We start from the raw sequence: 16,153 nt of genomic DNA, 5'->3' as shown, positions 1-16,153 counted from the left end.
CGGAAAAAAAAACTACTTTTGCAACCTAAAACAATTCAATGCAATGGCAACGACAGCAGATATCAAAAACGGAATGTGCATCGAACTGGACGGTAAAACGTTTTCGATCGTCGAATTCCTGCACGTAAAACCCGGCAAAGGCCCGGCCTTCGTCCGCACCAAACTGAGAAACCTCGAAAACGGGCGCGTGCTCGACAAAACGTTCTCGGCCGGCGAGAAGATCGAACCGGTTCGTGTGGAACGCCGTCCCTACCAGTACCTTTACGAAGACGATTTGGGCTGCAATTTCATGCATACCGAAACGTTCGAGCAGATCCATATCGACCGCAATCTGATCAATAATTCCGACCTGATGCGCGAAGGACAGGTCGTGGAGGTGATGTTCCATACCGAAAAGGAAACCGTCCTTTCGGCCGAACTTCCTCCGGTAGTGGACATGGAAGTGACTTACACCGAACCCGGCGTGAAAGGCGACACCGCTTCGACCAATTCGCTGAAGCCGGCTACGGTCGATACGGGAGCTACTGTGAAGGTGCCGTTGTTTATCAATACCGGCGACAAAATCCGCGTGGATACCCGTACCCGCGAGTACAACGAACGGATCAAAGAATAGGTCTCGAACTTACGATTGGCAAGCCGCATTTGTAAAAATGCGGCTTTTTTGTGCCGTTTCGGAATAATTTCGGTATCTTTGAAAACGTGCACGGCGATTGTTTCGGATAAGAGGGCCGTTTTTTGGAACGTGTATGGGTTGCCGTCGCCCGTTTTGTCACCGCGGACGGAGGTATGCGTCGTTTATGGAAATTTTCCGTGCGGTACGGATTCTTTTTTAACGTTCAATAAAATAGATTTATGTTCAGAAAACGCGTTTTTCTTATTTTACTCGCATCGTGCGGTCTGGCCGTTTCGCTTTCCGCGAAAAAGGCGGAAGCGTCTGTTGCCGTTCCGCAGTCACAGATCGATGCTTGCCGCGCATGGGTCGATCGGCAGTTTGCCGTCGGCGGACCGCTGCCGTTCAGTTTCGTTTACGACGGGAAATCTTCCGGCGAATTTTTAAGCGGCTGCAAATTGAAAGTGAAAACCGGTTCGGCGGATGCCGCCCGCGAACGGGAGGCGCGGACTTATACCGATCCCGCTTCCGGCCTGGAGGTGCGCTGCGAGATCGTTCGTTATGCCGATTACCCGGCCGTGGAGTGGGTCGTCTATTTCAAAAATAACGGCAGGACGAAAACCGGAATCCTCGAAAACCTGTTGCCTTTGGACGTTCCGTTCGGATTGGACGGGAAAGACGACGTTTACCTGAACTACAACGAGGGAGGGCACTCTGGAGCGAAGGATTTCCAGCCGAACCGGATGAAGCTCGGCCGGCAGGAGGCCAAAGAGGTCGGCGCTTTCTGGTACGGTTTCCCGACGGCCGAGAACCTGCCGTTCTTCAATGCGGAGTGGAACGGCGGAACCCGGGGCGTGATGACCGCCGTAGGTTGGCCTGCGCAGTGGAAAGCTTCGTTCGACAGGAAGGCCGACACGACGCTGAACGTTCGCATCGGACAGATTAAAACGCGCTTGTACCTTGAACCGGGCGAGGAGATTCGCACGCCGCTGGTCGTAGTGATGTTCTGGAACGGGACGCGCGACGCGGCGCAAAACATGTGGCGCGGCTGGATGTACGACCATAACCTGCCGCGTCCGGGAGGCCGTTTGCCCGAACCGATCCTCGAAGCGGCCAGTTCGGCCTATTTCGCCGAGATGTTCCATGCTACGGATAAAGACCAGATGGAGTTTATCGACCGTTACCTCGAAGAGGGTGTGAAGTTGGATTACTGGTGGATGGACGCCGGCTGGTATCCGAACCGGGGAGGTTCGTGGCAAGATCTGCTCGGAACGTGGTATCCCGACCCGAAACGTTACCCGAACGGACTGCGGGCGATCAGCGACCACGCCCATGCGAAAGGGGTCAGGTCGTTGCTTTGGTTCGAGCCGGAGCGCGTGACGGCCGGCAGTTGGATTTATGAAAACCATCCGGAGTGGACGCTCGGCGACGGCACTACCCGCTTTTTCAACTACGGAAATCCCGAAGCGCTGGCTTGGATGACCGATCATGTGGACAGTCTGCTCAAAAGCGAGGATATCGACCTGTACCGTCAGGATTTCGCCGTCATGTCGTCCGATTACTGGAACGAGGAAGACCGCAAAAATCCCGACCGGCAGGGGATCGCCGAAATCAAGCACGTAATCGGTTACCTGAAATACATGGACGAGCTGCAACGCCGCCATCCGGGGATGCTGATCGACATCTGCGCCGCCGGCGGCAAGCGGCTCGAACTCGAAAACCTGCGGCGCGCCGTACCGCTGTGGCGCAGCGACTACGCGTTCGAACCGGTCGGCGTGCAGGGACAGACTTACGGACTTTCGGCCTGGATTCCGTTCTCCGGCGCCGGGGTCAACCGGATCACGGCTTACGATTTCCGCAGCAATATGAGCCCGTCGATCGTGCTGAATCTCGATTCGCGGGTCAAGGACGCCGATTACCCGTTGCTGCGCAGATTGCTGGCGCAGTGGGAGGAGGTGCGCGGCGACTACCGCGGCGACTTCTATCCGCTGACTGCGTACAGCTTGCAGGACGACGTGTGGATCGGCTGGATGTTCTTCCGTCCCGAGACGGGTACGGGCTTCGTGCAGATGTTCAACCGGGCCGGGTCGATCTACGATTCGGGCGTATGCCGGTTGAAAGGGCTCGATCCGCAGAAACGGTACCGGGTTACCGATATGGATACGCAGCAAAGCGTATTGTTTGGCGGCGAGGAGCTGCTCGGCCAGGGGCTGCGGTTCACTTTTACGCAGGCTCCGGAGTCGAAATTGATCCGGATCTCCGAAGTCGACCGGCCGTAATGCGTCGGCCGGAAGGAGCGCTCCCGAAAACGAAAACGGAAAAGATTCCGCCCCGCCGGGCGGAATCTTTTTTATTCGGGGTCCCGTACGGGTTGCCGGGACGGTTGCTCCGTTCGCAAGGTTTCCGACGCTCCGCCCCGTTCCGGCGGCGAGGATTTTCCGAACGGTGCCGTCTCGGAAAAATTTCGGGGCCGGACGGAATGCACGGAATTTTATTTACTTTTGCCTGAAAGCGGTTCCGTACCCCGGGCGAAACATTCTTGTCCCCGCTGCTCTATCGAATGAAAATCGACGGGAAAAACGGAACCGCTTTTTGCGCTCCGCGGCAGGCGGGCGGAGCCGTTATCCGCCGTTCATGTACGCTTCGATCCCGGCGGTCGTTACCGGGGGGCGGTTACCGCCGAGCATCCGGTTGCCGTAATAAGTAATCAGCATGTCGTCCTCGATCCGAATACCGCCGAAATCGAGGTATTCCCGCACTTTTTCGAAGTCGATGAACCCGCCGCCGAGTCCTTCCCGTTCCCATTTGGCGATCAGCGCCGGAATAAAGTAAATGCCCGGCTCGACCGTGATGACGAAGCCTTCTTTCAGCCGTTTGCCCATTCTGAGCGACGAAAGCCCCGGCGTCGAGCTGCGCAGCGTCTCTTCGTCGTAGCCGACGTATTTTTCGCCGATATTCTCCATGTCGTGCACGTCGAGCCCCATCTGGTGTCCCAACCCGTGCGGCATGAACAGCGCCTGCGCCCCCACCCCGACCGCGTCCTGCATGTTGCCGCGCATCAGGCCGAGCGATTTGAGTCCCTCGGCGATCACCATCGACGCTTCGTTGTGCATCCGGTAGTAGAACGTGTCCGGCCCGGCCAGTTCGAACGTGCGGTCGTTGGCCGCCAGCACGATGTCGTAAACGTCTTTTTGCCTGCCGGTGAAACGTCCGTTGACCGGGAATGTCCGCGTGAAGTCGCTGCAATAGTTCATCGCCGTCTCTGCGCCGGCATCGATCAGCATCAGCCGGCCGCTTTGCAGGACATGGTCGTAATCGTGGTTATGCAGCGTTTCGCCGTGCTGCGTTACGATCGCCGGGAACGATACTCCGGCTCCGTGTTGCAGGGCGACGCCTTCGATCGCCCCGGCGATTTCGCGTTCGGTAATCCCCGGACGGCACATGCGCATCGCCAGGCGGTGCATTTTGCCGGCGGTCTCGCAGGCCCGTTCGATCTCTTCGATCTCCGCAGGCTCTTTTACCTCGCGCAACGCGACGACGGCGCGCGCCAATTCCGCCGAAGCGTAGGACGCCAGCCGGTCGGCGCGGATGCCGAGCAGTCGGCTCATCGTCGAACGGGTTTCGCCGCGATACGGCGGCAGGAAGAGGATGCGGCGGCCTTTGGCGACGGCCGCTTCGATCCGCTTCTGCAGGTGGGCGGCCGACTGTGTTTTTTCGACGCCGACTTCGCCGGCCAGTTCGGCCAGGGAAGGCTGGGGCCCGTCCAGATAATGTCTTCGAGGGTCGGGTCGTCGCCGAACAGGACGTCTTCGCCGGAATCCAGATCGAGCAGGCCGGAGCAGCCCGGGCGGTTCAGTCCGAAAAAATACAGGAACGTGCTGTCCTGCCGGAATCGGAACGTATTGCCCGGATAGTTGGCCGGAGATTCGTCGTTGCCCGGTAGCAGCACGAGGCCGCCGGACAATTTGGCGTGCAGCGCCTTGCGGCGGGCGATATAGGTTTGTTTGTCGAACATGGCTTTTTCGGTTGAGGTTTTACGCCGCGCCGCCGGTGTGCCGGACGGCGGCGGCATGTTTTCAAAAGTAGGCTTTTTTTGTCGGAATCGGAACGGGGAACCTTCATTTTTTCGATAGGCGGCCGTCGCTTCGGGCGCGCGGTTGCGGACGGCGGAACAACAAAACGTGCAAAAATCGCGTTGTTTTGACAATTGAAGCAAAAAAGCTTACTTTGCGAAAATTTTCCGGAGGTTCCGGCCTGCTCCGTGCAGTATAAAATAACGCTTTTTTACGGTATCGCGTATCCGCCGGTACGCTTTATCCGGATATAACGGACCATGTACATACGACCGCCTAAATTCATACGACGCCTGTTTCCTTCGCTGATCTGGTCGATGCCCGAAAGCGACCGGGTTTATCTGACGTTCGACGACGGCCCCACGCCCGGCGTTACCGAGTGGATCCTCGACCAGCTGGCCGAGTACGACGCCAAAGCTACGTTTTTCTGCCTCGGCAAAAACGCCGAGCAGTACCCGCACCTGTACCGCATGATCGTGGACGCCGGACACGCCATCGGCAACCATACCTACAGTCACCAGAAAGGTTGGGGCATGAGTCTCGAACGTTACCTCGAAGACGTCGATTTCGCGAACGATATCCTGCATACCGACCTGTTCCGTCCGCCCTATGCGCGGATCAAGCCGTCGCAGGCGCACCGCATCAGCGAACGTTACAACATCGTGATGTGGGACGTGCTGAGCCGCGATTACAGCCGGCTGATCTCGCCGCGGCAGTGTCTGCACAACGTTACCAGACACGTGCGCGGCGGTTCGATCGTCGTATTCCACGATTCGGTCAAGTCGTTCCGCAACCTGCGTTACGCGTTGCCGCGCACCTTACAGTATTTGCAAAAACAGGGGCTCGAATGTTCCGTAATCGAATTATGAAGATGGACGGACGACGAAAAATCATCGTAGCGGTGACCGGAGCCAGCGGTTCCGTCTATGCCCGCCTGCTGTGCGAAGCGCTTTCCCGCGTCGCGGAATTGGGCGAGATCGCGCTGATCGTCACCGGGAACGGCCGCCGCGTCGCTGCGTTCGAGGACGGCGACGAATGGCTGTCCGACAGCCGTTTTACCCGTTACGACGACGACGACCTGTTCGCCGCGCCGGCTTCCGGTTCGGCTTCGTACGATGCGATGGCGGTGATTCCCTGTTCGATGGGTACGGTCGGACGGATCGCTTCGGGCGTTTCGGATAACCTGGTGTGTCGGGCGGCCGACGTGATGCTGAAGGAGCGGCGGCGGCTGATTCTCGTCACGCGCGAGGCTCCGCTCAGCGCGATCCATTTGCACAACCTCTTGCGGCTGACCGAGGCCGGCGCGATCGTCTGTCCGGCGTCGCCGTCGTTCTATTCGAAGCCGGCGACTGTCGAACAACTGTGCGGAACGATCGTCGAACGCGTCTTGTCGCTGCTCGGCGTCGATGCCCCGCATTACGAATGGGGAGCCGAGCGGTAGCGTATTTCGGCAAATAATCGTTATCTTTGCAGTGTCAAGCCGAACCGATGAAAGATATCCGGAACATAGAGACCGACCTCGATTTCGAGAACAAGATCCGCCCGCAGGAACTCAAAACGTTCAGCGGACAGGACAAGATCGTCGACAACCTGACGGTGTTCATCCAGGCGGCGCTGATGCGCGGCGAATCGCTCGACCACGTGTTGCTGCACGGGCCTCCGGGACTCGGCAAGACGACGCTCGCGAATATCATTTGCAACGAAATGGGGGCGACCCTCAAGATGACCTCCGGGCCGGTGCTCGACAAACCAGGGGATCTGGCCGGTTTGCTGACGAATCTCAATGCCGGCGACGTGCTTTTCATCGACGAAATACACCGGCTCAGCCCGATCGTCGAGGAGTACCTGTATTCGGCGATGGAGGACTACAAGATCGACATCATGCTGGACAAGGGGCCGAGCGCCCGTTCGATCCAGATCGAGTTGAACCCGTTCACGCTGATCGGCGCTACGACTCGCAGCGGATTGCTGACGAGTCCGTTGCGGGCCCGGTTCGGGATACAGTGTCACCTGGAATATTACGATAGCCGTGTTTTGAGCGGGATCGTCCGCCGTTCGGCCGGTATCCTGAACATCCCGATCGACGATCAGGCGGCCCGGGAAGTGGCGCTACGCAGCCGCGGTACGCCGCGGATCGCCAACGCTCTGCTGCGCCGGGTGCGCGATTTCGCAATGGTCAAGGGCGGCGGGCATATCGATCTGGAAATTACGCGCTATGCGCTGAATGCGCTGAATATCGACGCGCGGGGACTCGACCGGATGGACAACAAGATCCTCACGACGATCATCGACAAGTTCGGCGGCGGCCCGGTCGGCCTCGGCACGATCGCCACGGCTGTCAGCGAAGATACCGGCACGATCGAAGAAGTTTACGAACCGTTCCTGATCAAGGAAGGTTTTCTGAAGCGCACCCCCCGCGGACGCGAAGCGACCGAGCTGGCTTACGCGCATCTCGGAATCATTCCGCCGACCCGGCAGGATACCCTGTTTTAACCCGTTTTAAACGTCCGTTTTTTCAGGCTTCGCCCCCGATGAAGCTCATGGCCATGCTGGTCTCTTCGGACGGCATTTTGGGCAGGTTAATGGTGCCTACGACCGCTTCGTAGCGTTCGATGTTCTCTTGCAGCGACAGCAGCAGCCGTTTGGCGTGTTCCGGAGCCAGGACGATCCGGCTTTTGATCCGCGCTTTCGATACGCCGGGCATCATCCGGACGAAGTCCAGTACGAATTCCGACGTGGAATGCGAGATGATGACGAGGTTGGAGTATTCGCCTTCGGCGATTTCGTCGTTCAGTTCGATATCCAGTTCCCGGCTTTCCGGAAATTTATGTTCGATCATGTTTCGCGTTTTATAGGTGTGGGTGTGTTGGTTCCCGTTTTTTCCCGTTAGTCCGGGAAAGGGCGCCGTTTCGGGATGCCTCCCGACAAACGCCCGTTCCAAGACCCGCGGGGAATCAACCGTCCGCGACTCGCCGGCTGTGACGAACCCGGTTTCCCGGGAGCCGGTTATCCGCATTTGGAGTAACCGCAGCTCATGCAAACCGGACAGCTGTTCTGATAAACCAAGGTTTCCTGTCCGCAGTTCGGACACTTCTCTTTGGCTTTGGTTCCATTGGCAATGTATTGTTTCAGCGCACGTGCCACGCCGTTTTTCCACGTATTGATGCTCTCGCTGTTCAGGTGCAGCGATTCGATCAAAGTCACCACGTCCAGAATCGGCATACCGTTGCGCAGCACGCCCGAAATCAGTTTCGCGTAGTTCCAGAACTCTTCGTCGAACAGGCGCGAGATGCCGCCGATCGTGTTCGTGTACCCGTATTTGTCCTTGTACTGGAAGTCGTAGCGTTTGTTGCCTTCGGCGTCCTTGACCTTGATGATCACGCCTTTTTTGATTTTCTGCGGGATGAACATCGCATCCTCCTCGATCTTTCCGGTGAAAATCTCGTAGGGACGGTCGTTGTAAATGCCGACGAACGAGATCCAGTCCTCCTCGCCGTTCTTGAAGCGAACGATGTCGGCGGACAATTCGAGCGGGCGTTTGAGCGGCGGCCGGTATCCGTCCGGATTGACCGGAGCTTCCTCCGTCTTGGCTCCCTTTTTCTTCTTCTTGTCGACCAGCACGCCGGCGCGCGATCCGTCGCGGTAAACGGTGACGCCCTTGCAGCCGTACTCCCAGGCCGTCAGGTATACTTTGGCGACCAGTTCTTTGGTCACTTCGTTCGGCAGGTTGACCGTTACCGAGATCGAGTGGTCGACCCATTTCTGAATGGCGCCCTGCATCTTGACCTTGCTGACCCAGTCGATGTCGTTCGCCGTCGCTTTGTAATAGGGCGACAGGGCCACCAGTTTGTCGATTTCGGTCATCGGCATGTTTTTGACCTCTTCGATGTCGTATCCGTTCACTTCGAGCCAGACGAGGAATTTGTGGTGGAATACGTTGTATTCTTCCCAGGAATCCCCCACTTCGTCCACGAAAGTCACCTTGACGTCCTGATCGCCCGGATTCACTTTGCGCCGGCGCGTATAGACCGGACGGAATACCGGTTCGATGCCCGAGGTGGTCTGCGACATCAGACTGGTCGTTCCGGTCGGGGCGATCGTCAGCATCGCAATGTTGCGGCGGCCGTGTTTCACCATTTCTTCGTAAAGGGCCGGGTCCGCCTCTTTGATGCGTTCGATCATCGGGTTGCCCTCTTCGCGCCCGGCGTCGTATATCGGGAATTTACCGCGCTCCTGCGCCATCTTGACCGATGTGCGGTAGGCTTCCACTGCCAGCGTTTTTTGTATTTCGACGGCGAAATCGGTCGCTTCGTCGGTTCCGTAGCGCAGGCCCAAGGCTGCCAGCATATCGCCTTCGGCCGTGATGCCCAGGCCCGTACGGCGTCCCTGAAGCGCTTTTTCGCGGATTTTCTCCCACAGTTTCACTTCCACCTGGCGGATATCCTCGTCTTCGGGATCTTTCGAGATTTTTTCGAGGATCGCTTCGACCTTTTCGAGTTCGAGGTCGATGATATCGTCCATCATCCGCATGGCTGCGGCGACGTGCCGCCTGAATTTATCGAAGTTGAACGAAGCCTCCTTCGTGAACGGCTTGTCGACGTAGCTGTACAGGTTGATCGCCAGCAGGCGGCAACTGTCGTACGGGCACAGCGGAATTTCGCCGCACGGGTTCGTCGAAACGGTGCGGAATCCGAGGTCGGCGTAGCAGTCCGGCACCGATTCGCGCAGGATGGTGTCCCAGAACAGCACGCCCGGTTCGGCGGACTTCCATGCGTTGAAGACGATTTTGTTCCACAATGCGCGCGCGTCGATGTCTTTCTCGTACATCGGCTTGTCGGAATCGATCGGGAACTGTTGGTGGTATTTTTTGCCGTCGATTACGGCGTGCATGAATTCGTCGTCGATCTTGATCGAAACGTTCGCTCCGGTTACTTTGCCGGTTTCGACTTTGGCGTCGATGAAGTTTTCTGCGTCCGGGTGTTTTACCGACAGCGACAACATCAGCGCGCCGCGCCGTCCGTCCTGCGCCACTTCGCGCGTCGAGTTCGAATATCGCTCCATGAACGGCACGATCCCCGTCGAGGTCAACGCGCTGTTCAGCACCGGGCTGCCGGTGGGCCGGATGTGCGACAGGTCGTGCCCGACGCCTCCGCGGCGTTTCATCAGCTGCACCTGTTCTTCGTCGATGCGGATGATGCCGCCGTACGAGTCGGCCGGATGGCGGTGTCCGATCACAAAACAGTTCGATAGCGACGCGATCTGCAGGTTGTTGCCGATGCCGGTCATCGGCCCCCCCTGCGGAATCAGGTAGCGGAACTCTTTCAGCAGGTCGTACACCTGTGCGGCGGTCATCGGATTCGGATAGCGCCGTTCGATCCGTTCGATTTCGTCGGCGATCCGGCGGTGCATCTGCTCCGGAGACTCTTCGTAAAGATTTCCCATCGAATCTTTCAGCGCATACTTGCTCACCCATACCGTTGCGGCCAGGTCGTCGCCCTTGAAATATCGTTTGGCGACCTCTACGGCGTCGGCATAGTTGTACGTCTTCATTGCGTCGGTCTTGCTGTTGTTTTGTGTTTTCTCAGACATGATCAATAACTCGGTTAACGTCCCGTGTTCGTCAGGGTTCGGCGTTACAAGATTACGAACTCTTTGTTTTTTCCGGAAGCGCCGGTGGCGAATCTTATCAATATTTTATCAACACTTTCCGGAATGCCCTATTTCTCAAGCTTACCGAAACGCGTTCGATTTTTCCGCCCAGCGGCGGCGCCATTTTCGAGACTTTGACCCGCACCCGTCGTGTCGGCGGGAATCTGCGGTAGATCGCGTCGATGATGCGCCGGGCGACGTGTTCGAGGATGTGCGATTTGACGGCCATCTGTTCGCGGACGGTTTCGTAGACGTGCAGGTAGTTGATCGTGTCGGCCACGTCGTCGCTTTCGGCGGCCAGCGACAGGTCGGCTTCGATCGTAACGTTCACCAGGAAACGGTTTCCCACTACTTGTTCGAGCGGGTAGCAGCCGTGAAATGCCTGGAATTCCATGTTTTCCAGTTCGATAACAGTCAATGACATTGCGTTTCGGTTTTTATGCATACAAAGGAATGTATAATTGTCCGGTCTTTCCGGTTTCGGCGTGTGAACTTATTGACATTTTGTCGGCAGCGGACTCCCGGAAAGAGCCGGATATCGTTGCCGATACAATATTTTATTCAGATTCTCAGGTCAATTCGATTTTTTTAGTATAACTTAGTACCGGCAAACAAAGCTACGAGTGATGAGTCGGATGCGGTTCTTTAAAAAAAACAGGCGTTCGTCCGGTGCTTCCGGATCGCAGAGCGTTTCGCAGATGCAGCAGGACAATATGCTCAGTACATTGTCCGTGGGACTTTTGGCCGTCGACGCATCCGGAAAAATACGAAGGATCAATACCCAGGCGCTGAGTGATTTGAAGTTGGACCGATACGAGGTGTCCGGTCGGGAGATGCAGGAGTTCTTCGGAATTTTCCACGACGGGCGCAATATTCTTTCCGAGTTGATGGAGCGTATTGTCAGCGGAGAGCAATCCATTGAGTTGCCTGTGAATACATACGTTCGTAAGTTGGGGTCGGAAGATAAATTCTATGTCAAAGGTCAATTCATCGGAGAATATGACGGCAGACGACTAATCCGGATATTTTTCCTGTTCCGGAATATCGAGGAAGAACTGACCCGGGAATACGTTCTGGAAATGGCGTTGACCGATGCGAAGATTTTTCCCTGGTTTTTCGATATCGAACAAAACAAAATGATCATCGACGCCCGCTGGTTCACTCATCTGGGTATTCCGGTGGGAGACTGTACGCTGACGGCCGACGAATTTGCCGCCAGGGTGCATCCCGAGGAACGGGACGGCCTGATCGAAGCGCTGATGTCCCAGATAGCCGGGAAATTGAATACGGATCTTTTCACCTACCGTTTGCAGCGCGCCGACGGAACCTGGGAATGGTTCCAGGAGAAATCCGTTTACCTGGGTCGGACGGAGGGCGCTCCGTACCGGATCGTGGGAGTTTGTCAGAGCATCCAGAATCATAAGATCGTCGAGCAGAACCTGATTGCCGCGCGCGATCGGGCGCAGGAGAGCGACCGGCTCAAGTCGGCGTTTCTGACCAATATAAGCCATGAGATCCGTACTCCGCTGAATGCCATCGTCGGTTTTTCAAATCTGTTGACACACGGAGATATTGCTATCGACAGTTCCGAGGGGCAGGAATTCGTCAGTCTGATCAATACCAACAGCAACCAGTTGCTGGCTTTGATTTCGGACGTGCTCGATCTGTCGAAAATCGAGTCCGGGACGATGGAATACAATTTCGCCGAATGCGGGCTCGGCCGGTTGTTGTCCGATATTTATCACAATTATTTGCTGGATATGCGTCCGGACGTACGGTTCGATCTGATGCTTCCGGATGAGGATATGAAAATTACGACCGACGCCGTGCGGTTGCGGCAGGTGCTCGACCACTTGCTGTCGAATGCGGCGAAATTCACCTTTGCCGGGCACATCGGCCTCGGTTATGCGATCGCTGCGGACGTACGTACCGTGGAGCTGTTCGTCGAAGATACCGGTTGCGGAATTCCTGAAGATAAGCAGCGAGACATTTTCAAACGCTTTTTCAAAGTGGACAGCTTCGTGCAGGGTGCCGGGCTGGGCCTGCCGATTTGCAGGACGATCACCGAGCGGCTCGGCGGAACGGTGTCGTTCGTATCCCGGTTCGGGGAGGGTTCCCGCTTTGCGGTGACGCTGCCGCTGGACGGCGAATCGTGATTTCCGACCGGAGATCGGGATTCGTTCATCGCTATTTGCCGACAAGTAAACAGTTTAATAATGAGGACTTTGTAATCAAATGAAGAGGGGCGCGGGAATAGTTCGACCGTAACGATATTGTGATTTGCTTCTTACCGTTCCCGGATGTCCGTCAACCGGGCGATCTCTTTTTCATAAAGATTCCAGAGTTGCGTATTTCCGATCGGATTTCCTACGATCAGCGGATGATTGCCGCTGTCCAGTAAAAACGTTTGGAGTACCGGAGTACTGATCCGGTTGTTCGTACGAAACAGGCCGGCCGTATCGTACACTACCGGGAACCGCCAGTTTATGCTTTGCAGTCTGTATCGTGTCGACGGGATGTCTTGTGTTTCGCATACCAATACGACCGGAATCCGGAAGTGCTTATGGACTACCGACCATAATTTCAGATCGCTGAATTTGCAACTGATGCATCCCGAAGAGTCGACGTAATGGATTAGTTTCGGTTTTGTTCCGAACAGGAGGGAATCGGCCGCCCGATCCGGTGAATACGTATGGTCGAAACGAACCGGGCGGGACAGAAATTCTACGATGTACTTATCCTTTTCGGCGATCCGCCTTTGGCAACCGGTCGGCGCCGTCAACACGATCGCCCACAACAAAAGGTGCGAAATTTTCATACGTCGGCTCAGAACGGTTTGAATCTGTAATAGATAATCACAGGGTTGGCATCGGGTTCCATTCCGTTGATCATATCGAGGTATTTGCCGGAGAATTTGTAATAGTCGCTCAGGTTTTGCATTGTGATCGCATTGTGCGGCTGATAAAACCATTCTCCTTGTTGGGCCATGGCGGACTGCGTTAAAAATTTCAGCGTACTGTTACCCTCTATTTTCATCGGGTTGTATAAATATGATTTTCCGCTTTGCGGTGAATAGAGGTAACGAAGGCTTTCTCTGGAATTGAACGTAATTGAGATCGGGGTTCCGTTATCGAATATTTCAAAAGGAAGGAGATAACCCTTTTCTTCCCAGGAATCGTAACGGTGGGACGGGTTATTTTCGTCCGATTCGATTTCGTTTCGTTGTCGTTCCGATAATCCTTTGATATGTTTGCCTTCCATCTCCAATATGTAGGATGGCTTTATGGTTCCGTCGGCCGATATGTTATAGACAGTATCGCCGAATATGGGCAAAAAAGAGATACTACCGTCTGCATGTGAAGAGGTTGCATGAGTACCTAAGATATTGTGTTCAGGAGTCCGGTTTTTGATATAACCTCCCGTCGTTTTTCCCGTCATGTCGATAATATGCAGATCAAACTCTTTAAGTAGACCGGGAGGTTCTTGCTCCTTGTTTACATAATTGTAATGGATTAGTTTTTGGTCGCGGAACGCAATGACGATTCGGGGACGGAAATCGGTATGCACGATTTTTTCCAACTTCAGGTTTTCATCATAAATGAGTATTTTATTCGAAAATCCATCGACGGCCAGAACCTTATTGGTGTAAGGATCCGTACGCATCCAGTCCAGCATGATATACTCATTTGGTCCTCTTCCTTGGGCTGAAATTTTTCTGAGAAATTTTCCATTTTTGTCGAAAGACAGAATAGTCGTTCCTTTAAAATCGAGGATATAAAATTTGTCATTCAAGATTTCCAACCCTCGCATGTCTGCAAACAGGGATTCGGGGGTCGTTTCCAATTGAATATACCCGACCGAATCTATCAGGTTTTCAATGGATAAGTCCGGGTCGATATCGTGTACATGCAATATCGTGATTGAGTCCGATGTCGCCACTTTATATTTGGAGTTATTGGTATTGCAGGAAAATAATCCTGCAATACCAATAACAGGTAGAATTGATTTCCAAAGTTTCATTTATGGTATGATGTTTTGCCAATTATATTGAACAGTCGGGGCATCCTGAGTGTTGTGATCCTGAAATACAGGTATCTTTTGTCCCTGGAATATAGGTTCCTTCTTGCGTGGGATTTTGTTTATTTGCAACATAGACTGAACAATTTATTGTGGGAGGAACCCAATCAAACTTATTTGTCGACTGTTCAGGGTCGGCCAATGCTTCAATGTTGGAAAACAGTAAATCGGTTTCAGATTTGTGAAATTTTTGGATATAAGCTGAAACCGCTAAAGCTCCGGCGATCCCGACACAAAACAATTTAATAGTTCTTTTTTTCATGATTATGTTAGTTTGTTAAATAAGGTTATTGTCTAAATTTTTGATTCCGATATAAAATATATCAATAAATATAAGAAGAATATATCAGCGTTATTTGTTTATTCAGGTCTAAATATAGTATAGAAAGGCTAAATGGATTATAAAAAAACACTCCGAAATAGGTCGGAATGTTTTTTTATAACTAGCCTAAAGACTGCCCTCGCGCCGGGCGGGCGGTCGCGCGGCGACGCCGCGCGATCAGTTTTTGAAAACCAATCCCTCCTTGCCGTCGGCGTCGACGGTGATCGTGCTGTTGCGGCCACCTTGCCGGCCGAGATCTCTTTTCGGGGATTTATAAGGTTGATTTGTTTATTATTAATTGTTTTTCAGCCGGAAAAACAGGACCCAATTATTGTCGTTATCATTAATCGACGCACTTGCGACGGTTTCGATGAAAGGGTATTGTCCGGTATATTTTTTCACAGCCGGGACCAAAGCCTGGATTTGGTTGATGGAAACGATCGAGAAATATTCATTGTCGTCGTTTATTGCCAAAGGAGCTTGCCAAAAGAAAAGACTGTAAGGAAATTTCAACTCGTTGAATACATAATAGACTTGTGCATTTTTGTTGTAATAGACAGGATAGCGCGCATCGAATGTTATCCAATTTCGTGTTTCGGTAAAGTTTTCAATTTGTTGAACGCTCTTGTCTTTTGCTATTTTTTGCATGAATGAAGCCGGATCGGATACTTCGAGTAGGTCGTCGGGCATATTTTTCACCCCGAAGTCATAACGGTATTTGATTTTTAGCTCGTTGTTTTTCAATGAGTAAACATTGTAGTCGAAAAAATTGAGAATGAATGTTTCGTCATTATAGGAGAGGATGGATCTGTTATTGCAAAATGCGCTCGGGAGGTTGATTATTTTTGATTCGACGGGTAGGTATTCGCCGGTTTTTTCTCCCTTGTCGTTGAATGTGTGGACATGGTATTTGTCCGCGACGGATGAATAAACGATGTAGCCGCCTGCCGGATTAACCGCGATTTGATCTCCCTGGCAAACGGGTATTGTTTTTACATAGTTTCCCTGAAAGTCGTAAAATTGTAATTGCGATTTGTTGTTGTCGAAAACAATAAGCGTATTGTCCTGTACGATAAAATCGTCTGCCGTGATATATTCCTGGCCTGAACGTCCCTGTCGGTTGATTTTCTGTCGGAATTTGCCGGTTGTATCGAAACAAAAAACGGTGTTTTGCATTTTGTCCAGAATGAAAATCGACCGGCCTTTTACGATTACCCGGTCGTACTGCCCGACGATGCAACTGTCGTTCGTTTCCAGAGGAACCAAACGGATATCGTCTACGATGTTTTCCAGTTGTTCATTGCCGTAGCTGCGCGACAGGTCGATCCGGATCGAATCGGGATTTTGATCTTCCCGGGAACAGGAATACGATACAAGCAATAGAAAAAAGAGGAAATAATATCTCATAAGTCAAATTTAAGA

General features: G+C 53.8%; 13 protein-coding genes and 1 pseudogene. 6 read left to right on the top strand and 8 right to left on the bottom strand.

The window, feature by feature from the left end:
• The first annotated feature begins 43 nt into the window (after nt 1–43).
• Together efp and DW082_RS07880 are read left to right on the top strand one after the other, a co-directional pair.
• Nucleotides 44–613, top strand: coding sequence for an elongation factor P (gene efp / locus DW082_RS07885; RefSeq protein ID WP_055202873.1), 570 nt, complete (start codon nt 44–46; stop codon nt 611–613).
• A gap of 239 nt (nt 614–852) precedes the next feature.
• Nucleotides 853–2,889 carry an alpha-galactosidase gene (locus tag DW082_RS07880; protein ID WP_118458130.1) on the top strand — a complete coding sequence of 679 codons (2,037 nt, stop codon included), beginning with the start codon at nt 853–855 and terminating at the stop codon, nt 2,887–2,889.
• 342 nt (nt 2,890–3,231) lie between these two features.
• On the opposite strand, the pseudogene DW082_RS07870 reads toward DW082_RS07880, so the two are convergent.
• Nucleotides 3,232–4,625: pseudogene (locus DW082_RS07870) on the bottom strand (aminopeptidase P family protein).
• A 318-nt stretch (nt 4,626–4,943) separates the two neighbouring features.
• Between DW082_RS07870 and DW082_RS07865 the strand changes: the two are divergent.
• Genes DW082_RS07865 through ruvB form a run of 3 tightly spaced genes read left to right on the top strand, consistent with a single transcriptional unit; the run spans nt 4,944 to nt 7,176 of the window.
• Nucleotides 4,944–5,552: a polysaccharide deacetylase family protein gene (locus DW082_RS07865; protein WP_055202880.1), complete on the top strand. Its 609-nt coding sequence runs from the start codon at nt 4,944–4,946 to the stop codon at nt 5,550–5,552.
• Between the two features lie 2 nt (nt 5,553–5,554).
• A complete protein-coding gene (locus DW082_RS07860; protein WP_118458157.1) occupies nt 5,555–6,124 on the top strand; it encodes a UbiX family flavin prenyltransferase in 570 nt (189 codons plus the stop codon).
• Nucleotides 6,125–6,171: 47 nt separating this feature from the next.
• Complete coding sequence (ruvB, locus tag DW082_RS07855) at nt 6,172–7,176, top strand: Holliday junction branch migration DNA helicase RuvB (RefSeq protein ID WP_055203551.1); 1,005 nt, start codon at nt 6,172–6,174, stop codon at nt 7,174–7,176.
• Nucleotides 7,177–7,198: 22 nt separating this feature from the next.
• On the opposite strand, the gene DW082_RS07850 is transcribed toward ruvB, so the two are convergent.
• The 3 genes from DW082_RS07850 to folB form a co-directional block, all read right to left on the bottom strand.
• Entirely contained in the window at nt 7,199–7,522 is a 324-nt protein-coding gene (locus DW082_RS07850) for a DUF3467 domain-containing protein (protein WP_055203553.1), read from the bottom strand.
• Nucleotides 7,523–7,689: 167 nt separating this feature from the next.
• Nucleotides 7,690–10,272 carry an adenosylcobalamin-dependent ribonucleoside-diphosphate reductase gene (locus DW082_RS07845; RefSeq protein ID WP_118458128.1) on the bottom strand — a complete coding sequence of 861 codons (2,583 nt, stop codon included), beginning with the start codon at nt 10,270–10,272 and terminating at the stop codon, nt 7,690–7,692.
• Nucleotides 10,273–10,369: 97 nt separating this feature from the next.
• A complete protein-coding gene (gene folB, locus DW082_RS07840; protein WP_118458126.1) occupies nt 10,370–10,756 on the bottom strand; it encodes a dihydroneopterin aldolase in 387 nt (128 codons plus the stop codon).
• Nucleotides 10,757–10,958: 202 nt separating this feature from the next.
• Here folB and DW082_RS07835 point away from each other — a divergent pair, with 202 nt between their 5' ends.
• On the top strand, nt 10,959–12,488 hold the full coding sequence (locus DW082_RS07835; protein WP_228385826.1) for an ATP-binding protein: 1,530 nt from the start codon (nt 10,959–10,961) through the stop codon (nt 12,486–12,488).
• 131 nt (nt 12,489–12,619) lie between these two features.
• Here DW082_RS07835 and DW082_RS07830 read toward each other — a convergent pair whose 3' ends face one another.
• The 4 genes from DW082_RS07830 to DW082_RS07820 form a co-directional block, all read right to left on the bottom strand.
• Nucleotides 12,620–13,150 (bottom strand): hypothetical protein, encoded by a 531-nt coding sequence (locus DW082_RS07830; RefSeq protein WP_101571999.1) that lies wholly within the window; start codon nt 13,148–13,150, stop codon nt 12,620–12,622.
• A gap of 8 nt (nt 13,151–13,158) precedes the next feature.
• A complete protein-coding gene (locus DW082_RS07825) occupies nt 13,159–14,352 on the bottom strand; it encodes a 6-bladed beta-propeller (RefSeq protein WP_118458124.1) in 1,194 nt (397 codons plus the stop codon).
• Nucleotides 14,353–14,374: 22 nt separating this feature from the next.
• Nucleotides 14,375–14,671: an NVEALA domain-containing protein gene (locus tag DW082_RS14310; protein ID WP_145996523.1), complete on the bottom strand. Its 297-nt coding sequence runs from the start codon at nt 14,669–14,671 to the stop codon at nt 14,375–14,377.
• A 354-nt stretch (nt 14,672–15,025) separates the two neighbouring features.
• Nucleotides 15,026–16,138 (bottom strand): 6-bladed beta-propeller, encoded by a 1,113-nt coding sequence (locus DW082_RS07820; protein WP_118458122.1) that lies wholly within the window; start codon nt 16,136–16,138, stop codon nt 15,026–15,028.
• Nucleotides 16,139–16,153: the final 15 nt, after the last annotated feature.

The sequence above is a fragment of the Alistipes sp. AF48-12 genome, from assembly GCF_003477565.1.
In the GTDB taxonomy this organism is placed as follows: Bacteria; Bacteroidota; Bacteroidia; order Bacteroidales; family Rikenellaceae; genus Alistipes_A; species Alistipes_A hominis.
Note: the sequence above shows the minus strand (reverse complement) of the source record. Positions and strands in the feature narration are given on the sequence as shown.

Excerpts from the sequence above, each read along its gene's own strand:
- efp (WP_055202873.1), top strand. The coding sequence starts at position 44 with ATGGCAACGACAGCAGATATCAAAAACGGAATGTGCATCGAACTGGAC.
- DW082_RS07880 (WP_118458130.1), top strand. The coding sequence starts at position 853 with ATGTTCAGAAAACGCGTTTTTCTTATTTTACTCGCATCGTGCGGTCTG.
- DW082_RS07865 (WP_055202880.1), top strand. The coding sequence starts at position 4,944 with ATGTACATACGACCGCCTAAATTCATACGACGCCTGTTTCCTTCGCTG.
- DW082_RS07860 (WP_118458157.1), top strand. The coding sequence starts at position 5,555 with ATGGACGGACGACGAAAAATCATCGTAGCGGTGACCGGAGCCAGCGGT.
- ruvB (WP_055203551.1), top strand. The coding sequence starts at position 6,172 with ATGAAAGATATCCGGAACATAGAGACCGACCTCGATTTCGAGAACAAG.
- DW082_RS07850 (WP_055203553.1), bottom strand. The coding sequence starts at position 7,522 with ATGATCGAACATAAATTTCCGGAAAGCCGGGAACTGGATATCGAACTG.
- DW082_RS07845 (WP_118458128.1), bottom strand. The coding sequence starts at position 10,272 with ATGTCTGAGAAAACACAAAACAACAGCAAGACCGACGCAATGAAGACG.
- folB (WP_118458126.1), bottom strand. The coding sequence starts at position 10,756 with ATGTCATTGACTGTTATCGAACTGGAAAACATGGAATTCCAGGCATTT.
- DW082_RS07835 (WP_228385826.1), top strand. The coding sequence starts at position 10,959 with ATGAGTCGGATGCGGTTCTTTAAAAAAAACAGGCGTTCGTCCGGTGCT.
- DW082_RS07830 (WP_101571999.1), bottom strand. The coding sequence starts at position 13,150 with ATGAAAATTTCGCACCTTTTGTTGTGGGCGATCGTGTTGACGGCGCCG.
- DW082_RS07825 (WP_118458124.1), bottom strand. The coding sequence starts at position 14,352 with ATGAAACTTTGGAAATCAATTCTACCTGTTATTGGTATTGCAGGATTA.
- DW082_RS14310 (WP_145996523.1), bottom strand. The coding sequence starts at position 14,671 with ATGAAAAAAAGAACTATTAAATTGTTTTGTGTCGGGATCGCCGGAGCT.
- DW082_RS07820 (WP_118458122.1), bottom strand. The coding sequence starts at position 16,138 with ATGAGATATTATTTCCTCTTTTTTCTATTGCTTGTATCGTATTCCTGT.